Annotated in this window: 15 protein-coding genes; 14 read left to right on the top strand and 1 reads right to left on the bottom strand. The window is 57.4% G+C overall.

Annotation, left to right across the window (positions count from 1 at the left end):
• Window positions 1-151 precede the first annotated feature (151 nt).
• From dprA to GOX88_RS16565, 4 genes are all read left to right on the top strand, one after another.
• A complete protein-coding gene (gene dprA / locus GOX88_RS16580) occupies window positions 152-1,279 on the top strand; it encodes a DNA-processing protein DprA (protein ID WP_170404194.1) in 1,128 nt (375 codons plus the stop codon).
• Window positions 1,280-1,440: 161 nt separating this feature from the next.
• The gene (gene topA / locus GOX88_RS16575; protein WP_170404191.1) at window positions 1,441-4,047 is read left to right on the top strand and encodes a type I DNA topoisomerase; all 2,607 of its coding nucleotides are present in this window, start codon (window positions 1,441-1,443) and stop codon (window positions 4,045-4,047) included.
• 91 nt (window positions 4,048-4,138) lie between these two features.
• A complete protein-coding gene (locus GOX88_RS16570) occupies window positions 4,139-4,843 on the top strand; it encodes a CoA transferase subunit A (protein ID WP_170404189.1) in 705 nt (234 codons plus the stop codon).
• Window positions 4,843-5,469, top strand: coding sequence for a CoA transferase subunit B (locus GOX88_RS16565; protein ID WP_170404186.1), 627 nt, complete (start codon window positions 4,843-4,845; stop codon window positions 5,467-5,469). The genes GOX88_RS16570 and GOX88_RS16565 overlap by 1 nt, the downstream gene beginning before the upstream one ends.
• A gap of 41 nt (window positions 5,470-5,510) precedes the next feature.
• Here GOX88_RS16565 and GOX88_RS16560 read toward each other — a convergent pair whose 3' ends face one another.
• A complete protein-coding gene (locus tag GOX88_RS16560) occupies window positions 5,511-6,377 on the bottom strand; it encodes a lytic transglycosylase domain-containing protein (protein WP_170404183.1) in 867 nt (288 codons plus the stop codon).
• Between the two features lie 354 nt (window positions 6,378-6,731).
• Here GOX88_RS16560 and GOX88_RS16555 point away from each other — a divergent pair, with 354 nt between their 5' ends.
• The 10 genes from GOX88_RS16555 to GOX88_RS16510 all read left to right on the top strand — a co-directional run bounded on the left by GOX88_RS16555 (window position 6,732) and on the right by GOX88_RS16510 (window position 15,986).
• A complete protein-coding gene (locus tag GOX88_RS16555; RefSeq protein WP_170404180.1) occupies window positions 6,732-6,941 on the top strand; it encodes a Flp family type IVb pilin in 210 nt (69 codons plus the stop codon).
• A 98-nt stretch (window positions 6,942-7,039) separates the two neighbouring features.
• Complete coding sequence (locus GOX88_RS16550; protein WP_170404177.1) at window positions 7,040-7,255, top strand: Flp family type IVb pilin; 216 nt, start codon at window positions 7,040-7,042, stop codon at window positions 7,253-7,255.
• A gap of 153 nt (window positions 7,256-7,408) precedes the next feature.
• A complete protein-coding gene (gene cpaB, locus GOX88_RS16545; protein ID WP_170404174.1) occupies window positions 7,409-8,287 on the top strand; it encodes a Flp pilus assembly protein CpaB in 879 nt (292 codons plus the stop codon).
• Window positions 8,288-8,480: 193 nt separating this feature from the next.
• Window positions 8,481-9,887, top strand: coding sequence for a type II and III secretion system protein family protein (locus tag GOX88_RS16540; protein WP_170404171.1), 1,407 nt, complete (start codon window positions 8,481-8,483; stop codon window positions 9,885-9,887).
• 16 nt (window positions 9,888-9,903) lie between these two features.
• Window positions 9,904-10,530 (top strand): OmpA family protein, encoded by a 627-nt coding sequence (locus GOX88_RS16535; RefSeq protein ID WP_170404168.1) that lies wholly within the window; start codon window positions 9,904-9,906, stop codon window positions 10,528-10,530.
• 200 nt (window positions 10,531-10,730) lie between these two features.
• Entirely contained in the window at window positions 10,731-11,963 is a 1,233-nt protein-coding gene (locus GOX88_RS16530; RefSeq protein ID WP_170404166.1) for an AAA family ATPase, read from the top strand.
• 26 nt (window positions 11,964-11,989) lie between these two features.
• On the top strand, window positions 11,990-13,423 hold the full coding sequence (locus GOX88_RS16525; protein ID WP_170404163.1) for a CpaF family protein: 1,434 nt from the start codon (window positions 11,990-11,992) through the stop codon (window positions 13,421-13,423).
• 11 nt (window positions 13,424-13,434) lie between these two features.
• Window positions 13,435-14,403, top strand: coding sequence for a type II secretion system F family protein (locus tag GOX88_RS16520; protein WP_170404160.1), 969 nt, complete (start codon window positions 13,435-13,437; stop codon window positions 14,401-14,403).
• A 10-nt stretch (window positions 14,404-14,413) separates the two neighbouring features.
• A complete protein-coding gene (locus tag GOX88_RS16515) occupies window positions 14,414-15,400 on the top strand; it encodes a type II secretion system F family protein (protein WP_170404157.1) in 987 nt (328 codons plus the stop codon).
• 61 nt (window positions 15,401-15,461) lie between these two features.
• Complete coding sequence (locus GOX88_RS16510) at window positions 15,462-15,986, top strand: tetratricopeptide repeat protein (RefSeq protein ID WP_170404154.1); 525 nt, start codon at window positions 15,462-15,464, stop codon at window positions 15,984-15,986.
• Window positions 15,987-16,015: the final 29 nt, after the last annotated feature.

Raw genomic sequence — 16,015 nt, 5'->3', positions numbered from 1 at the left:
CATGCGGGCGCTTTTAATTTATGCTTGAAAATCAATTCATTGCGAACTTCCACACATCAAGAATAGAAAATTATCTGAATAATTTGACTGGATTCACAAGCTGTTAACCCCTGCAGCCGTAAACCAGTTCTGCAATCAGGCGGAGCAACGGATGACCGAAGAGCAGCTTTCTTCCTTTCACCCCACACTCCCACCCACCACGGAAGAGGATCGGTTTTCCTGGCTTCGTCTGTTGCGCTCGCGCAAGGTTGGTCCGGCGACGTTTCGTCGGCTGCTGCGGGAACATGGCTCGGCGCAGAACGCGCTGGCCGCGCTGCCTGAAATGGCACGTGCTGCCGGAATTGAAGGGTATGAAATTTGCCCACCCGGCGTGATTGAGGCGGAGCTCAAGGCCGCAAAAGCCGCAAATGCGCGGCTTTTGTGCCTTGGGTCCGCTGATTTTCCTGGTGCGTTGAACGATCTGTCCGACGCCCCTCCGATGCTGTGGGCGATTGGCGATGCGTCTTTGCTGCGTAAACCCTGCATTGCGATGGTCGGGGCGCGCAACTGTTCCTCGCTGGGTGCGCGGATGGCGCGCGGGCTGGCCACCGATCTTGGGAAACAGGGCTTTGTCGTTGTGTCCGGGTTGGCACGGGGAATTGACACTTCTGCACATATGGCCGCCCTGGATACGGGCACTGTGGCGGTCATGGCTGGCGGCGTGGACGTGATCTACCCCGCCGAAAACACCGATCTGGCCAAAAACATCGCCGAATCGGGGCTGCGCGTGTCCGAGCAACCGATGGGCGTAACCCCGCAGGCCCGGCACTTTCCGCGCCGCAACAGGATCATCTCGGGGCTGGCTCAGGCAGTTGTGGTGGTCGAAGCCGCCGCCAAATCCGGCAGCCTGATCACCGCGCGGGATGCCTTGGATCAGGGGCGCGAGGTTCTTGCCGTGCCCGGCCACCCTTTCGATGCACGCGCGGCCGGTTGCAATCTACTAATCCGCGACGGAGCTACCTTGGTCAGGTCCGCGGAAGACGTTGTCGAAGCATTGCCGCGACAACAGGCCGATATGTTCGAAGCCCCCGAACCGGCGACAGAGCCAGATCCCGCACCTTCAGGGGCAGCGCTGCACCGCGAGATTCTGGCCCGGCTGGGGCCGTCTCCAATTGCCGAAGACCAGTTGATCCGCGACATCGCGGCCACGGCGGGCGAGATTGGTCCGGCCCTGGTCGATCTGGAACTGGACGGGCGCATTCAGCGCCAGCCCGGCGGATTGTTATCCCTGACCGCTTGACGGTGCGGTTCGCAGAACACGCTGAAAATTCTACCCCTATCGCGCTGAAATCGCCTTCAAATTTCGGTTTTTAAAGGAACGCATTGACAATTCGCTCTTGCCCTACACATTTTGCACGATCATAGAAGGCGCCTAATTCGTCGAGCGAGGTTTTCCCTTAAATGCCTGTAGTTGTTGTAGAATCCCCAGCAAAAGCCAAGACAATCAATAAGTATCTTGGCTCCAACTACACGGTTTTGGCGTCATACGGACATGTGCGGGACCTGCCCCCAAAGGACGGATCGGTCGACCCCGAGCATGAATTTGCGATGAAATGGGAGGTGGGAAATGACAGCCGCAAGCATGTCAAGGCCATCGCCGATGCACTGAAGGAAGACAACGCCCTGATCCTCGCCACCGACCCCGATCGCGAGGGTGAGGCGATCAGCTGGCATTTGCAGGAAGCGCTGACCAAACGCCGCTCGATCAAGAAGGACACACCGGTCAGCCGCGTGACCTTCAACGCGATCACCAAGGACGCGGTGACCGAGGCAATGCAAAACCCGCGTGAGGTCGATATGCCACTGGTCGAGGCCTATTTGGCCCGCCGTGCGCTGGATTATCTGGTGGGGTTCAACCTGTCTCCGGTTCTGTGGCGCAAGCTGCCCGGTGCGAAATCCGCGGGCCGAGTGCAATCGGTCTGCTTGCGCCTGATTGTTGAGCGCGAGATGGAGATCGAGGCGTTCAAACCGGTCGAATACTGGTCGGTGCGCGCCCTGTTCGAAACGCCGCGCGGCCAGACTTATGAAGCCCGTCTGGTTACTCTGGCCGGCAAGAAACTGGACAAACACGATCTGGCGAACGCCACACAGGCCGAATTGGCTGTACAGGCGATCACCAGCCGCGCGCTCAGCGTCACTTCGGTCGAGGCCAAACCCGCTGCCCGAAACCCCAGCGCGCCGTTCATGACCTCGACCCTGCAGCAGGAAGCAAGCCGCAAGTTCGGCATGGGTGCGCGTCACGCGATGCAGGTGGCGCAGCGGCTCTATGAGGCGGGTTACATTACCTATATGCGGACCGACGGTATCGATATGGCGCCCGAGGCCGTGGCGGCCACTCGTGATGCGATCAAAGACCGATATGGCGACGAATACGTGCCGGACAGCCCGCGCATGTACAAGAACAAGGCCAAGAACGCGCAAGAAGCGCACGAGTGTATCCGCCCCACGGATATGTCGCGCGACGCCAAGGCGCTGAAGGTCACGGATGAGGATCAGCGCAAGCTCTATGATCTGATCTGGAAGCGCACCATCGCCTGTCAGATGGCTGCCGCCCGGTTGGAGCGGACGACCGTTGAAGTCGGCAGTGCGGACAGTCAGGTCGGCCTGCGCGCCACCGGTCAGGTGGTTCTGTTCGACGGGTTCATGCGCGTTTATGAAGAGGGCCGCGATGATGTGGCTGACGACGACGAAAAGCGCCTGCCGCAGATCATGCAGGGTGATCCGGCCCCGTTTGCCAAGACCTCTCTGAAAGATCAGTTCGCCAAAGCCGAGGACAAGGCCGCCGTTCTGTCCGACAACGAGGCTGTTCTGGCCTTGCAACACCACACCCAGCCGCCGCCGCGATACACCGAGGCCACCTTGGTCAAGCGCATGGAAGAGCTGGGCATCGGACGCCCCTCGACCTATGCCTCGATCGTGACCACGATTCAGGACCGGGAATATGTGCGCAAGGACAAGAACAGGCTGATCCCCGAAGAAAAAGGCCGGATCGTCACCATCTTCCTACTGAACTTCTTCCGCCAATATGTGGGCTATGAGTTCACCGCCAACCTGGAGGAGCAACTGGATGACGTCAGCGCCGGCGACCGCGACTACAAGGACCTGCTGGGCAAGTTCTGGCGCGATTTTTCGGCCGCGATTGGTGAGACATCCGAGCTGCGCATTTCCGAGGTGCTGGACAAGCTGGACGAGGCGCTTGCCCCGCAGCTCTATCCTCCGCGTGAGGATGGGTCTGATCCGCGCATCTGCCCGAAATGCGGCACTGGGCAGCTGCATCTGAAAACCTCGCGCACCGGCGGGTTTGTCGGTTGCGGCAACTATCCCGAGTGCACATATACCCGCCCCATCGCCGGTGAAGGCGCTGAGGGGGATGAACGTCTGCTGGGTGAGGATGCAGGCGATGAGATCTGGCTGAAATCCGGCCGCTTTGGGCCTTACGTGCAGCGAGGCGAGCCCACGCCCGAAAACAAGAAACCTCCGCGTGCCTCCCTGCCCCGAGGTTGGAGCAAGGACGATATGGATCTGGACAAGGCGCTGACCCTGCTGTCCCTGCCCCGCCAGATCGGCGAACACCCCGAAGGTGGCATGATCAGCTCAAACTTCGGGCGGTTCGGGCCGTATATCATGCACCAGCGGCCGGAAGAGGCGAAACCCGTCTACGTCAATGTCAAAGACCCCAATGACGTGTTCGAAATCGGCATGAACCGGGCCGTCGAGATGCTGGCCGAAAAGCGCGCCAATCCGGGGCGCGGGCGGAGCGCCGCCGCGAAACCGTTGAAAGAGCTTGGCGAACACCCCAATGGCGGAGCGATGCAGGTTCTGGACGGACGGTACGGGCCGTATGTGAAATGGGAAAAGGTCAACGCCACCATTCCCAAGGACATCAAGCCCGAGGACGTGACCCAGGAAATGGCCATCGAACTGGTGAACGAGCGGGCGGCCAAGAAAGGCACCAAGAAAAAGGCCGCACCGAAGAAAAAGGCTGCCGCCAAGAAGGCGGCGACCTAGGTAGAAATACCACCACCCCTTTGGATTCGTTGACTTCCCAGTGACGTGGCGGCACAACCTGCCCATCACCATGTCATTGGGGGAGTTTTCCATGAAGAAAATCTATGCCAATGCCACCGAAGCACTCGACGGGGTGTTGACGGATGGCATGATGATCGCAGCGGGCGGTTTCGGCCTGTGCGGCATCCCTGAATTGCTGCTGGAGGCAATCAAAGAATCCGGTACACAGGACCTGACCTTTGCCTCGAACAACGCGGGCGTTGATGATTTCGGCATCGGTATCCTGCTGCAGACCAAGCAGGTCAAGAAAATGATCAGCTCTTATGTCGGTGAAAACGCCGAGTTCATGCGCCAGTACCTGGCCGGAGAGCTTGAGCTGGAATTCAACCCGCAAGGCACTCTGGCCGAGCGTATGCGCGCTGGTGGTGCCGGTATCCCCGGTTTTTACACCAAGACCGGCGTGGGCACCGTGATCGCCGAAGGCAAAGAGCACAAGGACTTCAACGGCGAAACATACATCATGGAAGAAGGCATCTTTGCCGATCTCGCGATCGTGAAGGCGTGGAAAGCCGATGACACCGGCAACCTGATCTTCCGCAAGACCGCCCGCAACTTCAACGTGCCTGCCGCAACCTGCGGCAAGATCTGCATTGCCGAGGTTGAAGAGATCGTACCCCGTGGCTCGCTGGACCCTGACGCGATCCACCTGCCCGGCATTTATGTGCATCGCATCATTCAAGGCGATCACGAAAAGCGCATCGAACAGCGCACCACCCGCAAGAAGGAGGACGCATAATGCCCTGGGACCGCAATCAGATGGCCGCCCGTGCGGCGCAAGAGCTGGAAGACGGCATGTATGTGAACCTCGGCATCGGTATCCCGACGCTGGTGGCGAACTATGTGGGTGACAAGGACATCACCCTGCAATCCGAGAACGGAATGCTGGGCATGGGCCCCTTCCCGTTCGAGGGCGAGGAAGACCCCGACCTGATCAACGCCGGCAAGCAGACGATCACCGAACTGTCGCGCACCTCGTATTTCGACAGCGCCACGTCCTTTGCCATGATCCGGGGTGGCAAGATCGCCGCTGCCGTTCTGGGCGCGATGGAAGTGGACGAGGAAGGCGATCTGGCCAACTGGATGATTCCCGGCGTACTGGTCAAAGGCATGGGCGGCGCGATGGACCTTGTGGCCGGTGTGGGCCGCGTGATCGTCGTGATGGATCACACCAACAAACACGGCAAATCCAAGCTGCTGCAGAAATGCACCCTGCCGCTGACCGGTAAAAAGGTGGTGGATCGCATCATCACCAACTTGGGCGTTTTGGATGTGGTCGAAGGCGGCCTGAAAATCGTTGAAATTGCCGAAGGCGTGACCGAGGACGAAATCCGCGCGGCCACCGAGGCCAAGATCGTCAACTGATCCCTTCACCGAAAAGGCCCGCCGATTTTGGCGGGCCTTTTTCAGTTCAGGGTTTGAAACACACACCCGTCCGAAATCAGTTCGGGTGGTGTGGAGCACAGAGCCTTGGCAATCTGAAAGGCCGCAAGCACCTTGGGCACATAGTCCCGCGTCTCGGCATAGGGCGGCACGCCGCCATGTTTGCGGACGGCCCCTTCACCCGCGTTATATCCGGCCAGCACCAGAATCGGATCATTGCCGAATTCTTCCATCAGCCAGTTCAGGTATTTCACACCGCCCGAGATGTTCTGAGAAGGCTGGAAACTGTCCTGCACACCGAATCGCCTGGCGGTAGCAGGCATCAGTTGCATCAACCCCTGCGCACCGGCCGAGCTGACCGCATCCGCACGGCCCGCCGATTCTACCGAGATCACCGCCAGCACCAGAGCGGGCGAAACTTCCGTCCCAACCGTCGACCGCAAAATCTCGATCCCCTGCTTTTGCGCGATGTTCTGAAGCGTCTGCAGGCGTGGTGATGCAACATTGGTTGCGGCCAGCGCGTTTATGGCATCGTTCAGCCGTCCCGCACCCGAAGCTGAGAGTGCGGGCGAGATTTTGTCCCAAAAGGCCTTGTAAGAACCGACTGGCTTGTCCTGTGAACCCGAGCCCGGAGCGCTCGGGGGAACAGCTGTTGTACGCGTCACAACTTCGGGTATGGAAATCTCAACCCCGGTGCTGGGCGCATACGGAGCCGCCGCATGTTCTTCGGGCGATATCTGAACAGTCACCTTGGGCCGCGTACCGGGCTTTGGTGCCTTCACTCTTTTGTATACGCCCCTGGGTTCAACCTCGGTTGCGACGGCTGGCATTGGCGCTGACACAATCAACGCCAAGATGCCGGCGCAGGTCATTGCGTCCCGGAGTTTCATTTTGCCTGCCTCGTGCTTTTTGTTTTCAACAGTTTGAACCGCGAATCCCTTTGAAAAGCCAGAAAAACACGTCGAATTGGGGCAATTTCGCCTCATTTGCCGCAATTTTGCATCGGCGACGACAACGAGTGTCTTCCATTGCAAATTTTATTTCCTTTATTTTCAATAGGTTACCGAAAAAACTACCAAAAAGTTAAGCCCGAAAGAAAAAAAACGGTGTTTGGCCCAATTCCTGCCACGCCTAACAGGCAAACATAATGCCATACCGAGACGGTCGGGAGCGAACTGAGAGAGAAAGCTCTGTTAGACACCGAGGTTTAAGTGACTTTTTTGATCCTTTAGGAGGGACGTAACATGATCAAGTTCATCAAGAACTTCCGCAAAGACGAAGACGGCGCCGTAACTGTTGACTGGGTTGTTCTGACCGCTGCTGTCGTTGGCCTGGCCGCCGTTGCCTACACCCAGGTTGGTGAAGGCACCAAAGCGATCGCAGACGCCGTTGGCTCGACCCTGGATGCCGCAGCAAGCAGCGTCGCAAGCGACATCCCGGTCAACCCCAAGTAATAAGACCGGCAGCTTAGTCTGAGAAATTCTATTGTGGGGCCTTGCCTGTTCAGGCGTGGCCCCATTTTTTTTGCAACATCTCCAAACCCGGCGCTTTCATGATGAACAGAATCCGAAAATTCATAGAGCACGAAGACGGGGCAGTAACCGTTGATTGGGTCGTGTTGACTGCCGCCATCGTAGGCATCGGTGCTGGCGTATACGCTTACTTTGGCGAGCCCGTTAAAGAACTGGATGCCAAAGCTGGCGCGGCCCTGAGCAATGTCGATGTCGCCGAAGAGATCAGCGTCAAATTCGATGCGCCCGATTCCTGATCAACGCGGTTTTTGATTGTCCCGAAAACAACGGAGGCAAAATAATTCAAATATTGTCCCCTTTTTCGACACAATCTACCTTTATCCAAAACTGATCTTTGTCGTAGTTTCTGCGGCGACTAAAACAGAAAAGAAAAAAACGAGGGGACGCGAATGCGTTTGGTATTTGGACTTGTTCTGATTGCCGGTGTGGCTTTGGCCGGGGGTGCGGTCTATATGGCCCGCGACTACATCGCTCAGTATCAGGACCAGCTCGCCCGTGAGCGTCAAGCCACGAAGGACGCGCTGGCAAACGTCAAATCGGTGCCAACCGTCGAAGTCATCGTTTCCAAACGGGCCATGAAATACGGCGAGCCGCTGGCCAAGGACGATGTTCGGATTGTGAATTGGCCCGAGGATGCAATTCCCGAAGGCAGCTTTGTGGACATGGCAGTTTTGTTCCCGGAAGACGCCAAAGGGGATCGGTTTGTCCTGAGAGCAATGGAAAAGGACGAGGCGCTTATGAAGGCCAAGGTCACCAAACCTGGCCAGCCGGCAGGCCTCATTTCCCGCATTGAAAAAGGTAAGCGCGCGTTTGCCATTAGCGTCGATGTTGCAACGGGCGTTTCCGGCTTTCTTCGACCAGGCGACAACGTGGATGTGTATTGGACCGGTGCGGTCAGCCGAGAATTCGAGGGCGGCGGCGGCGAAATTACCCGCTTGATTCAACCCAGCATCGAACTGATTGCAGTGGACCAGATCGCCGGGTCCGATCTGGCGGGCGCAACGATTGCTCGTACCGTGACCGTTGCAGCGACACCGGAACAGGTCGCAGCATTGGCGCAGGCGCAAACGACTGGCCGGTTATCTCTGGCTCTGGTTGGTGTTCAGGATGACGACACAGTCGCAACCGCAGTTGAAGTGGACCAGAGAAAATTGCTGGACCTCAAGGAGGCGGCCCCTGCTCCGGTCGCAGCCGAGGAGCGCAAGTGCTACACCAACATCCGGCGCGGCGCAGAAACTGTCCAGAGCGAGATTCCCTGTACAAACTGATGTTAAATCAGAGATTTACGACCTCAAGCCGCGCCACGTGCGCGGCTTGTTTCGTTTGAGATGTTGCGCATTGTCCACATAAGGAAAATTCCGGAAACCATTGATTATTGCAATAAATTCTCAATTCGCGCAGTGTTAACTCGCATAGGGCATTAGACCCAAAAAACGAGGCGTGATCGGAGAGGCAGGTCACATGAAAATACGTTCTTGGATCAGCGCGACCCTTTTTGGGTTGGCGCTAATAGTTGGTCCGGCCGACCAAACGGCCTGGGCTGAAACTTTGCGCGTGGTGAAGAATGGCACAGCGGAAACGCTGAACGTTCCGATGAACCGCGCTATTGTCGTGGAAAGCGAAGAACCGTTCACTGAGCTCAGCATCGCCAATGCCGGCATCGCTGATATCTCGTCGCTTTCGGATCGCACGATTTATGTGTTGGGCAAGACACCGGGCTTGACCACGCTGACCCTGTTTGACGGCGCGGGCAACCTGTTGGCGAATGTTCGGGTCCGTGTATCTCCGGATGTGTCCGAGTTTAAAGAGCGGCTGCGGCAGATTCTGCCGGCTGAACCGATCGAAGTGCGAACCGCCAATGACGGCATCGTGCTTTCGGGCGTGGTATCAAGCAGCGCGAAACTGGAGCGCGCATTGGAACTGGCCGAACGGTACGCGCCTGATCGCGTTTCGAATCTGATGTCGGTCGGCGGCGTACAGCAAGTGATGCTGAAAGTACGCTTTGCCGAAATGAACCGCTCGGTGGCCAAAAGCCTGACCGCTTCGCTTGGTTTCGGCGGCGGCGACGTGACTGGCGGTATCAACAGCTTGAACACATCACCAGCTCTGGCCAACGCCCTGAACAACAACATCCCTCCCCTTCAGACCAACACGGGTGCCATCCTGTTCGGGTTTGGAGCCGGGTCGACGCAAGTACGTCTGTTGCTTGAGGCTCTGGAAAACAAGGGCCTTGCCCGCAGCCTTGCAGAACCCAATCTGTCCGCTTTGTCGGGTCAGGAAGCAACCTTCCTCGCCGGTGGTGAAGTTCCCATTCCGGTGCCTCAGGAATTTGGCGTGATCGCTATTGAATACAAGACGTTCGGTGTCGAAATCGACTTTATCCCACGTGTTGTTGACGGCGACTTGATTAATCTTGAATTGGCCACCTCGGTTTCGAGCATCGACAACAACTCGAACTTCACAATTCAGGGCGACACAGTTCCCAGCTTTGTCACTCGTCAAACCAGCACAACGATCGAGCTGCGCGACGGTGAGAGCTTTGCGATTGCCGGCCTGATTCAGGATGACTTTACAGACCTGAGCAGCCAGCTTCCGTGGATCGGCGACGTTCCGGTTCTGGGTGCATTGTTCCGCAGCGCGGAGTACCAACGGCAGCAAAGTGAACTGGTCATCATCATCACCGCTCATCTGGTGTCGCCGACTCGTGGCGAAGCACTGGCTTTGCCGACTGACCGGGTCAAGCCACCCAGCGAATTTGATCTGTTCGTGAACGGTAGAACCGGTCGTACAACGCGCCCTGGTGCCGGCGCAGCCTCGGAAGTGGCCAAGCAGGACTTTGGCAGCTCCTACGGCTACGTTCTGGATTGATAGGAGGATAGGACCAATGCAGAAGTGGATCATCACACTGGGTCTTTCGGTCGCTGTCACCGCATGTACGCGTGAGGCCGGGTACGAAGTCGACCAAGGCGCGTTTGGGAATGCGACCCTGAACAACATCCAGGTCATGAACGGCGAACTGACCTACGCTCAGATTCTGGGTCAGCGATTCGCGGCCGAGGTTCCGACGCAGATCAACTTTGCCTTCGACAGTGCGCAATTGGATGCAACGGCTCAGCGGGTTCTGCTGCGCCAGGCCTCGTGGATCAAACAGTTCCCCGAAGCTCGGTTCCGCGTGTACGGCCATACCGATGCGGTTGGTTCGACGGCGTACAACAAAGCGCTGGGTCAGCGGCGTGCCGATGCAGCTGTTGCGTTCCTGACGCGACAGGGCATCTCGCGTTCCCGCCTAGAGGCCGTCGTGTCCTTTGGCAAATCGCGGCCTCTCATCGACACACCGGACAGGGATCGCCGCAACCGTCGCACCGTGACCGAAGTGTCCGGCTTTGTGGATCGCAATCCGCTCATCCTGGATGGGAAATACGCGGAAGTGATCTATCGCGAGTACATTGAAGGCGCGAGCTACGTAGGCCAACTGAGCAAAACCACCGCTGTGGGCGAGACCAACGAGTAACAATAAACCGGAACTGGGCGGCATCGTCGCCCATTTCCCTACAATTGGTTCTTTTGCGCCCAAATCTTGCCTAAGTTCCAAGCCAAATTTTCAACAATTAGGTGACTTGCGGCCGATCTTGGCCGCACTGGGGCAAGAGCGAACCAGGCGGGTATTCAAGCCCACTGTGTTTGCCTGCTCCCACGACGAGGATTGTGTTAATGACGAGCGCATCGCCACAAGACGATAAAAATGGCATTCTGGCCTGTACAATCAGCCGTGACGTCCAGAACTTCGATCTTTTGATCGAAGACATGGAGGCAGCACTAGGGGAACGCTGGGGCGACCTGGGCTTTGCCGAAGCTCTGGCCTTTTTCAGTCAGCCCGATGCTGATTCTCTGGAATTTGTCGCTTTGGCAATTGATGGCGAAGATGAAGACAACCTGTCACTGATGGGCGAAATCATCACCCGCGCCAAAGAAAAGAAGATCAAGGTTGTTCTGATCGCCGAAGATGTCACACCGGCGTCCCTGCATCAGCTGCTGCGCAAGGGCGCGGATGAATTCGTCCCCTACCCCTTGCCCGAGGGCGAGCTGCAGGAAGCGATCAGCCGGATGAATCAGCCCGACCCGGTTGTCGTTCACGAGACCGCCTCGCCGCTGACCCAGGGCGAGTCAAAGGAAGGTGCTCTGTTCGTCGTGCACGGCCTCGCAGGAGGCGTAGGGTCCACCACAATGGCTGTTAATCTGGCGTGGGAACTGGCCACCGTATCCGACAAAGAGGAACCGTCGGTCTGTCTGCTTGATCTGGATCTGCAGTTCGGCACAGTATCCACCTATCTGGACCTGCCCCGCCGCGAAACCGTCTTTGAAATGCTGTCCGACACAGACTCGATGGACGAGGAAGTGTTCGCGCAGGCGCTGCAAACCTACGAGGAAAAGCTTCAGGTCCTCACCGCGCCGTCAGACATGGTGCCGCTGGACCTGATCACCCCGGAAGATATCCAGCGGGTGATCGACACAGCCCGCCGCCACTTTGACTACGTGATCGTGGACATGCCATCGACGCTTGTTCACTGGTCGGAAACCGTTCTTCAGGCCGCACACGTGTATTTCGCGATGATCGAGCTGGACATGCGCTCGGCCCAAAACGCACTGCGCCTGAAACGTGCCTTGCAGGCCGAGGAACTGCCGTTCGAGAAACTGCGTTTTGCCCTGAACCGGGCACCGAAATTTACCGATCTGAACGGCAAGAGCCGGGTAAAGCGGATGGGCGAAAGCCTGGGTATCTCTATCGATCTGCAACTGCCTGATGGTGGCAAGCCTGTCATGCAAAGCGGTGACCACGGACAACCACTGGCCAATGCCGCGGCCAAGAACCCGCTGCGCCGCGAAATCGCGAAACTCGCGAAATCGCTTCACAGCTTGGGCAGCAACAACGCTGAAGCTGCATAACTCAGTCTGAAAGGGAACGAGCCGCCGTGTTTTCAAGATACAAGAAACAGCCCGAAGCGCAGCCGGTTCAGACCCCGGCCACAACACCGGAACCTACAGTTCAAAAAACGCCCACGGCCAATGCGGTCGCCCGGCGCCCCGTGCAGAAGAAAGCGGCCGAGCCAGTCGTGGCCGATCGCGATCGCAAACGCAAAGAGCGTCTTGGCGAGATCAAGATCGAACTGCACCGTGAACTGCTGGAAAACCTGAACCTCGCCGCGCTTGAGAACGCAGGTGAAGCGGATCTGCGGGCAGAAATCAGCGCAATTGCCAGCGAAGTTCTGGAAACGCGCAATATTGTCCTGAACCGCGAGGATCGTACGCAGCTGAACAAAGAGCTGTATGACGAGGTAACGGGTCTGGGCCCGCTTGAAACCCTGCTGCAGGACGACACAGTCAACGATATTCTGGTCAACGGTCCGCAGCAGATCTTCGTGGAACGCAACGGCAAGCTGGAAATCAGCGACATCACCTTCAAGGATGAAAAGCACCTGATGCGGATCATCGACAAGATCGTGTCCGCTGTGGGTCGTCGCGTTGATGAATCAAACCCCTATGTTGACGCCCGTCTGGCCGATGGTTCGCGTTTCAACGCGATGGTTCCGCCGATCGCGGTGGATGGGTCGCTGGTGTCGATTCGTAAATTCAAGAAAGACAAGCTGGGCATTGATGATCTGGTCAACTTCGGCGCCTTTACCGAAGAGATGGCCGCCTATCTTCAAGCAGCTGTGTCGACCCGACTGAACATCATCGTTTCAGGTGGTACGGGTTCCGGTAAAACGACGACTCTGAACGCCCTGTCCAGTTTCATCGACGATGCCGAGCGCATCCTGACTATCGAGGATACGGCGGAACTTCAGCTGCAGCAGACCCATGTGGGCCGGATGGAAAGCCGCCCGCCCAACGTCGAAGGCAAGGGCGAAGTCAGCCCCCGCGACTGTCTTAAAAACGCCCTGCGTATGCGTCCTGACCGCATCATCGTGGGTGAGACGCGTGGCGCCGAGGTGATCGACATGCTGCAGGCCATGAACACCGGTCACGACGGCTCGATGACCACGATCCACGCCAACTCGGCGCGCGATGGTATCTCGCGTCTGGAAAACATGATCGCAATGGCCGGGATCGAGATGCCGATCAAGGCCGTCCGCAGCCAGATCTCATCAGCTGTGAACCTGATCGTACAGGCAAGTCGTCTGCAGGACGGTTCGCGCCGGATGATCTCGATCACTGAGATCACCGGTATGGAAGGTGACGTAATCTCGATGCAGGAAATCTTTAAGTTTCAACGGGTTGGCCTGACGCCGGACAACAAGATCATTGGTCATTTCACGGCAACCGGCGTGCGCAGCCACTATTCCGAGCGCTTCCGCCTGTGGGGCTTTGATCTGCCCACTTCGATCTATGAACCGACGACTATGTAGGAGATCTGGATATGCAACTGCCTGTTGAGGCGCTCATATATGTCGTGATCTTCATCGCGGTGTTCTTTCTGGTCGAGGGCATCTACCTGGTGGCCTTCGGGAAATCCATCAGCCTGAACAGCAAGGTCAACCGCCGTCTCGACATGCTCGACAAAGGTGTCGGGCGGGAACAGGTTCTGGAACAGCTGCGCAAGGAAATGCAGCAGCATATGAAGACGCAGAGCATCCCGCTCTATTCGCTGCTGGCCGACAAGGCGCAAAAGGCCGCGATCGCCTTCACCCCGCGACAACTGATCATGGTCATGGTGCTGTTATCCGGCTTTGCTTTCGTGGGCCTCAGCATTGGCACCGCGACGGATATGGCTCTTCGTGTTGCTCTGTCGGTCTTTATCGGTGTTGGCGGCGTTTACGCCTGGGTAAACCGCAAAGCCAAAAAACGCATGGCCCTGATGGAAGAGCAACTGCCGGATGCGGTTGAACTGATGGTCCGTTCGCTGCGTGTGGGTAACCCGTTCGTGTCATCCGTCCAGATCGTTGCAAACGAAGTACAGGATCCGCTGGGCACCGAGTTTGGCATCATCGCTGATGAATGTGCCTATGGCCGCGACGTGGGTGAGGCCTTGAAGGACATGGCAGAGCGTCTGGGTATGCAGGATCTCCGCTTTTTGTCGGTGGCCGTCGGGATTCAGCAACAGTCGGGTGGTAACCTGGCCGAAATCCTGGCCGGTCTGGCCAAGGTGATCCGCGCCCGTTTCCGCCTGTTCAGGCGCGTCAAGGCAATCACCGCCGAGGCACAATGGTCTGGCAAATTCCTGTCCGGTTTCCCGGTCTTTTGCCTGTTGTTCATTCTTGTGACCGACCCCAATTACTATGACGACGTGATCGACCACCCCCTGTTCATCCCTCTCTGTTTCTTTGTTGGCTTCATGCTGACACTGAACCTGATTGTGATGCGCGTTCTTACCAACATTAAGGTCTGAGGGCATAGCAATGGAATTCCTGACCCCAATCAATGACCTGATCAAACAATATCTTGGCGAGTTCGGACCGCTGATCATTATCGGCGCTCTAGGGCTTGTCATGATCGTGATCGCTGTTTCTCTGATGCTGAACCAGCAAGAGGACCCGCTGAAAAAACTGCAGAAATCGACCGCTGCCCCCAAGGCGGAAAAAAAGTCCAAGAAGGACAGGCTCCGCAATACCAGCCGCAACGAGCAGCTGCAGAAATTCGCCACCTTCCTTGAACCGCAGAACGAAGACGAACTGTCGGCGATGCAGCTCAAGTTGCGTCAGGCCGGGTATCACTCGAAAGATGCGGTGCGGTTTTTCCATTTTGCGCAGTTTGCTTTGGGTATTGTCGGCATCCTGGTCGGTGTGATGTTGGTGACGGTGCTGTCAGGTGGGCAGGAATTCACCGGAAGCCAAATGGCAATTCGTGTTCTGATTCCGTCGGCCGCAGGATATTTCCTGCCGCGCTACTGGATCACCCGGCGCGTCGAAGAGCGGAAAGAAGCGATCACCGCCGGGTTCCCCGACACGCTTGACCTTATGCTGGTCTGCGTCGAAGCCGGTCAATCACTGGACCAGGCCATCGTGCGCGTCGCCCGCGAGATGGCCACCTCGTACCCGGATATCGCGCAGGAATTCGAAGTTGTCGCTCATGAAATGAAAGCCGGTAAGGACAAGGACACGGTATTGCGCGATTTCGGAACCCGTTGCGGTGTTCAGGATGTCAGCTCGTTCGTGACCGTCATGATCCAATCGGCAACTTTCGGTACATCCATTGCCGAAGCTCTGCGGGTTTATGCCAGCGAGATGCGTGACAAACGCGTGATGCGGGCCGAAGAGGCCGCGAACAAGTTGCCAACCAAGATGACACTTGCCACAATGATGCTGACGGTGCCGCCTTTGCTGGTCATTCTGGTCGGACCTTCGGCAAAAGGGATCGCAGATTTTGGAAACAGTGCCGGCGGATAAGCCCGCGACGTTCAGCTTCAGGCGTATCCGCTCTGGGATACGCCACACACTAAGGGCCGCCATGGTGATCGCCATGGTGGCCTCTTGTACTGATATGGGTACAACGGATGATTTGGATGCCCCCGGGATTGACCCGAAAGGCAAAGGCGCAGACGAAATCATAGTTGGAAATCGGTTGATGGCCGCCGGAGAATACGAGTTGGCGTTGGATTCCTTCACCCGCGCCGCACTGGATCAGGGAATGACGGCTGAGATATTGACCTCGATGGGCACGGCAAACCTGGGGCTCAAGCGCTTGGGGCAAGCCGAAACCCTCTTGCGGCGCGCTGTAAAAAATGACCCCGAATGGTCCGTTGCGTGGAACAATCTCGGTGTTCTGCTGATCGAAACAGGCGAGTACCCAGAGGCCGCGCAGGTCTTTAAACGCGCCTACGCGTTGGACAATGGCGAAAGTGACGCAATCCGCGACAATCTACGCTTAGCACTCGCAAAAATGGAAAATCCTGTTAATAATACGACCGAAGAACAAGAATATACGCTGGAGCGGCAAGGCGACGGGCAATACACGCTGCGCAAGCTCCCATAAAACAGGCAAGAGCAGTAAGGGACGCAAAA

The organism is Ruegeria arenilitoris (assembly GCF_013030985.1).
In the GTDB taxonomy this organism is placed as follows: domain Bacteria; phylum Pseudomonadota; class Alphaproteobacteria; order Rhodobacterales; family Rhodobacteraceae; genus Ruegeria; species Ruegeria arenilitoris_B.
The sequence above is the reverse complement of the archived record's forward strand: the minus strand, read 5'-3'. Positions and strand labels throughout refer to the sequence as shown.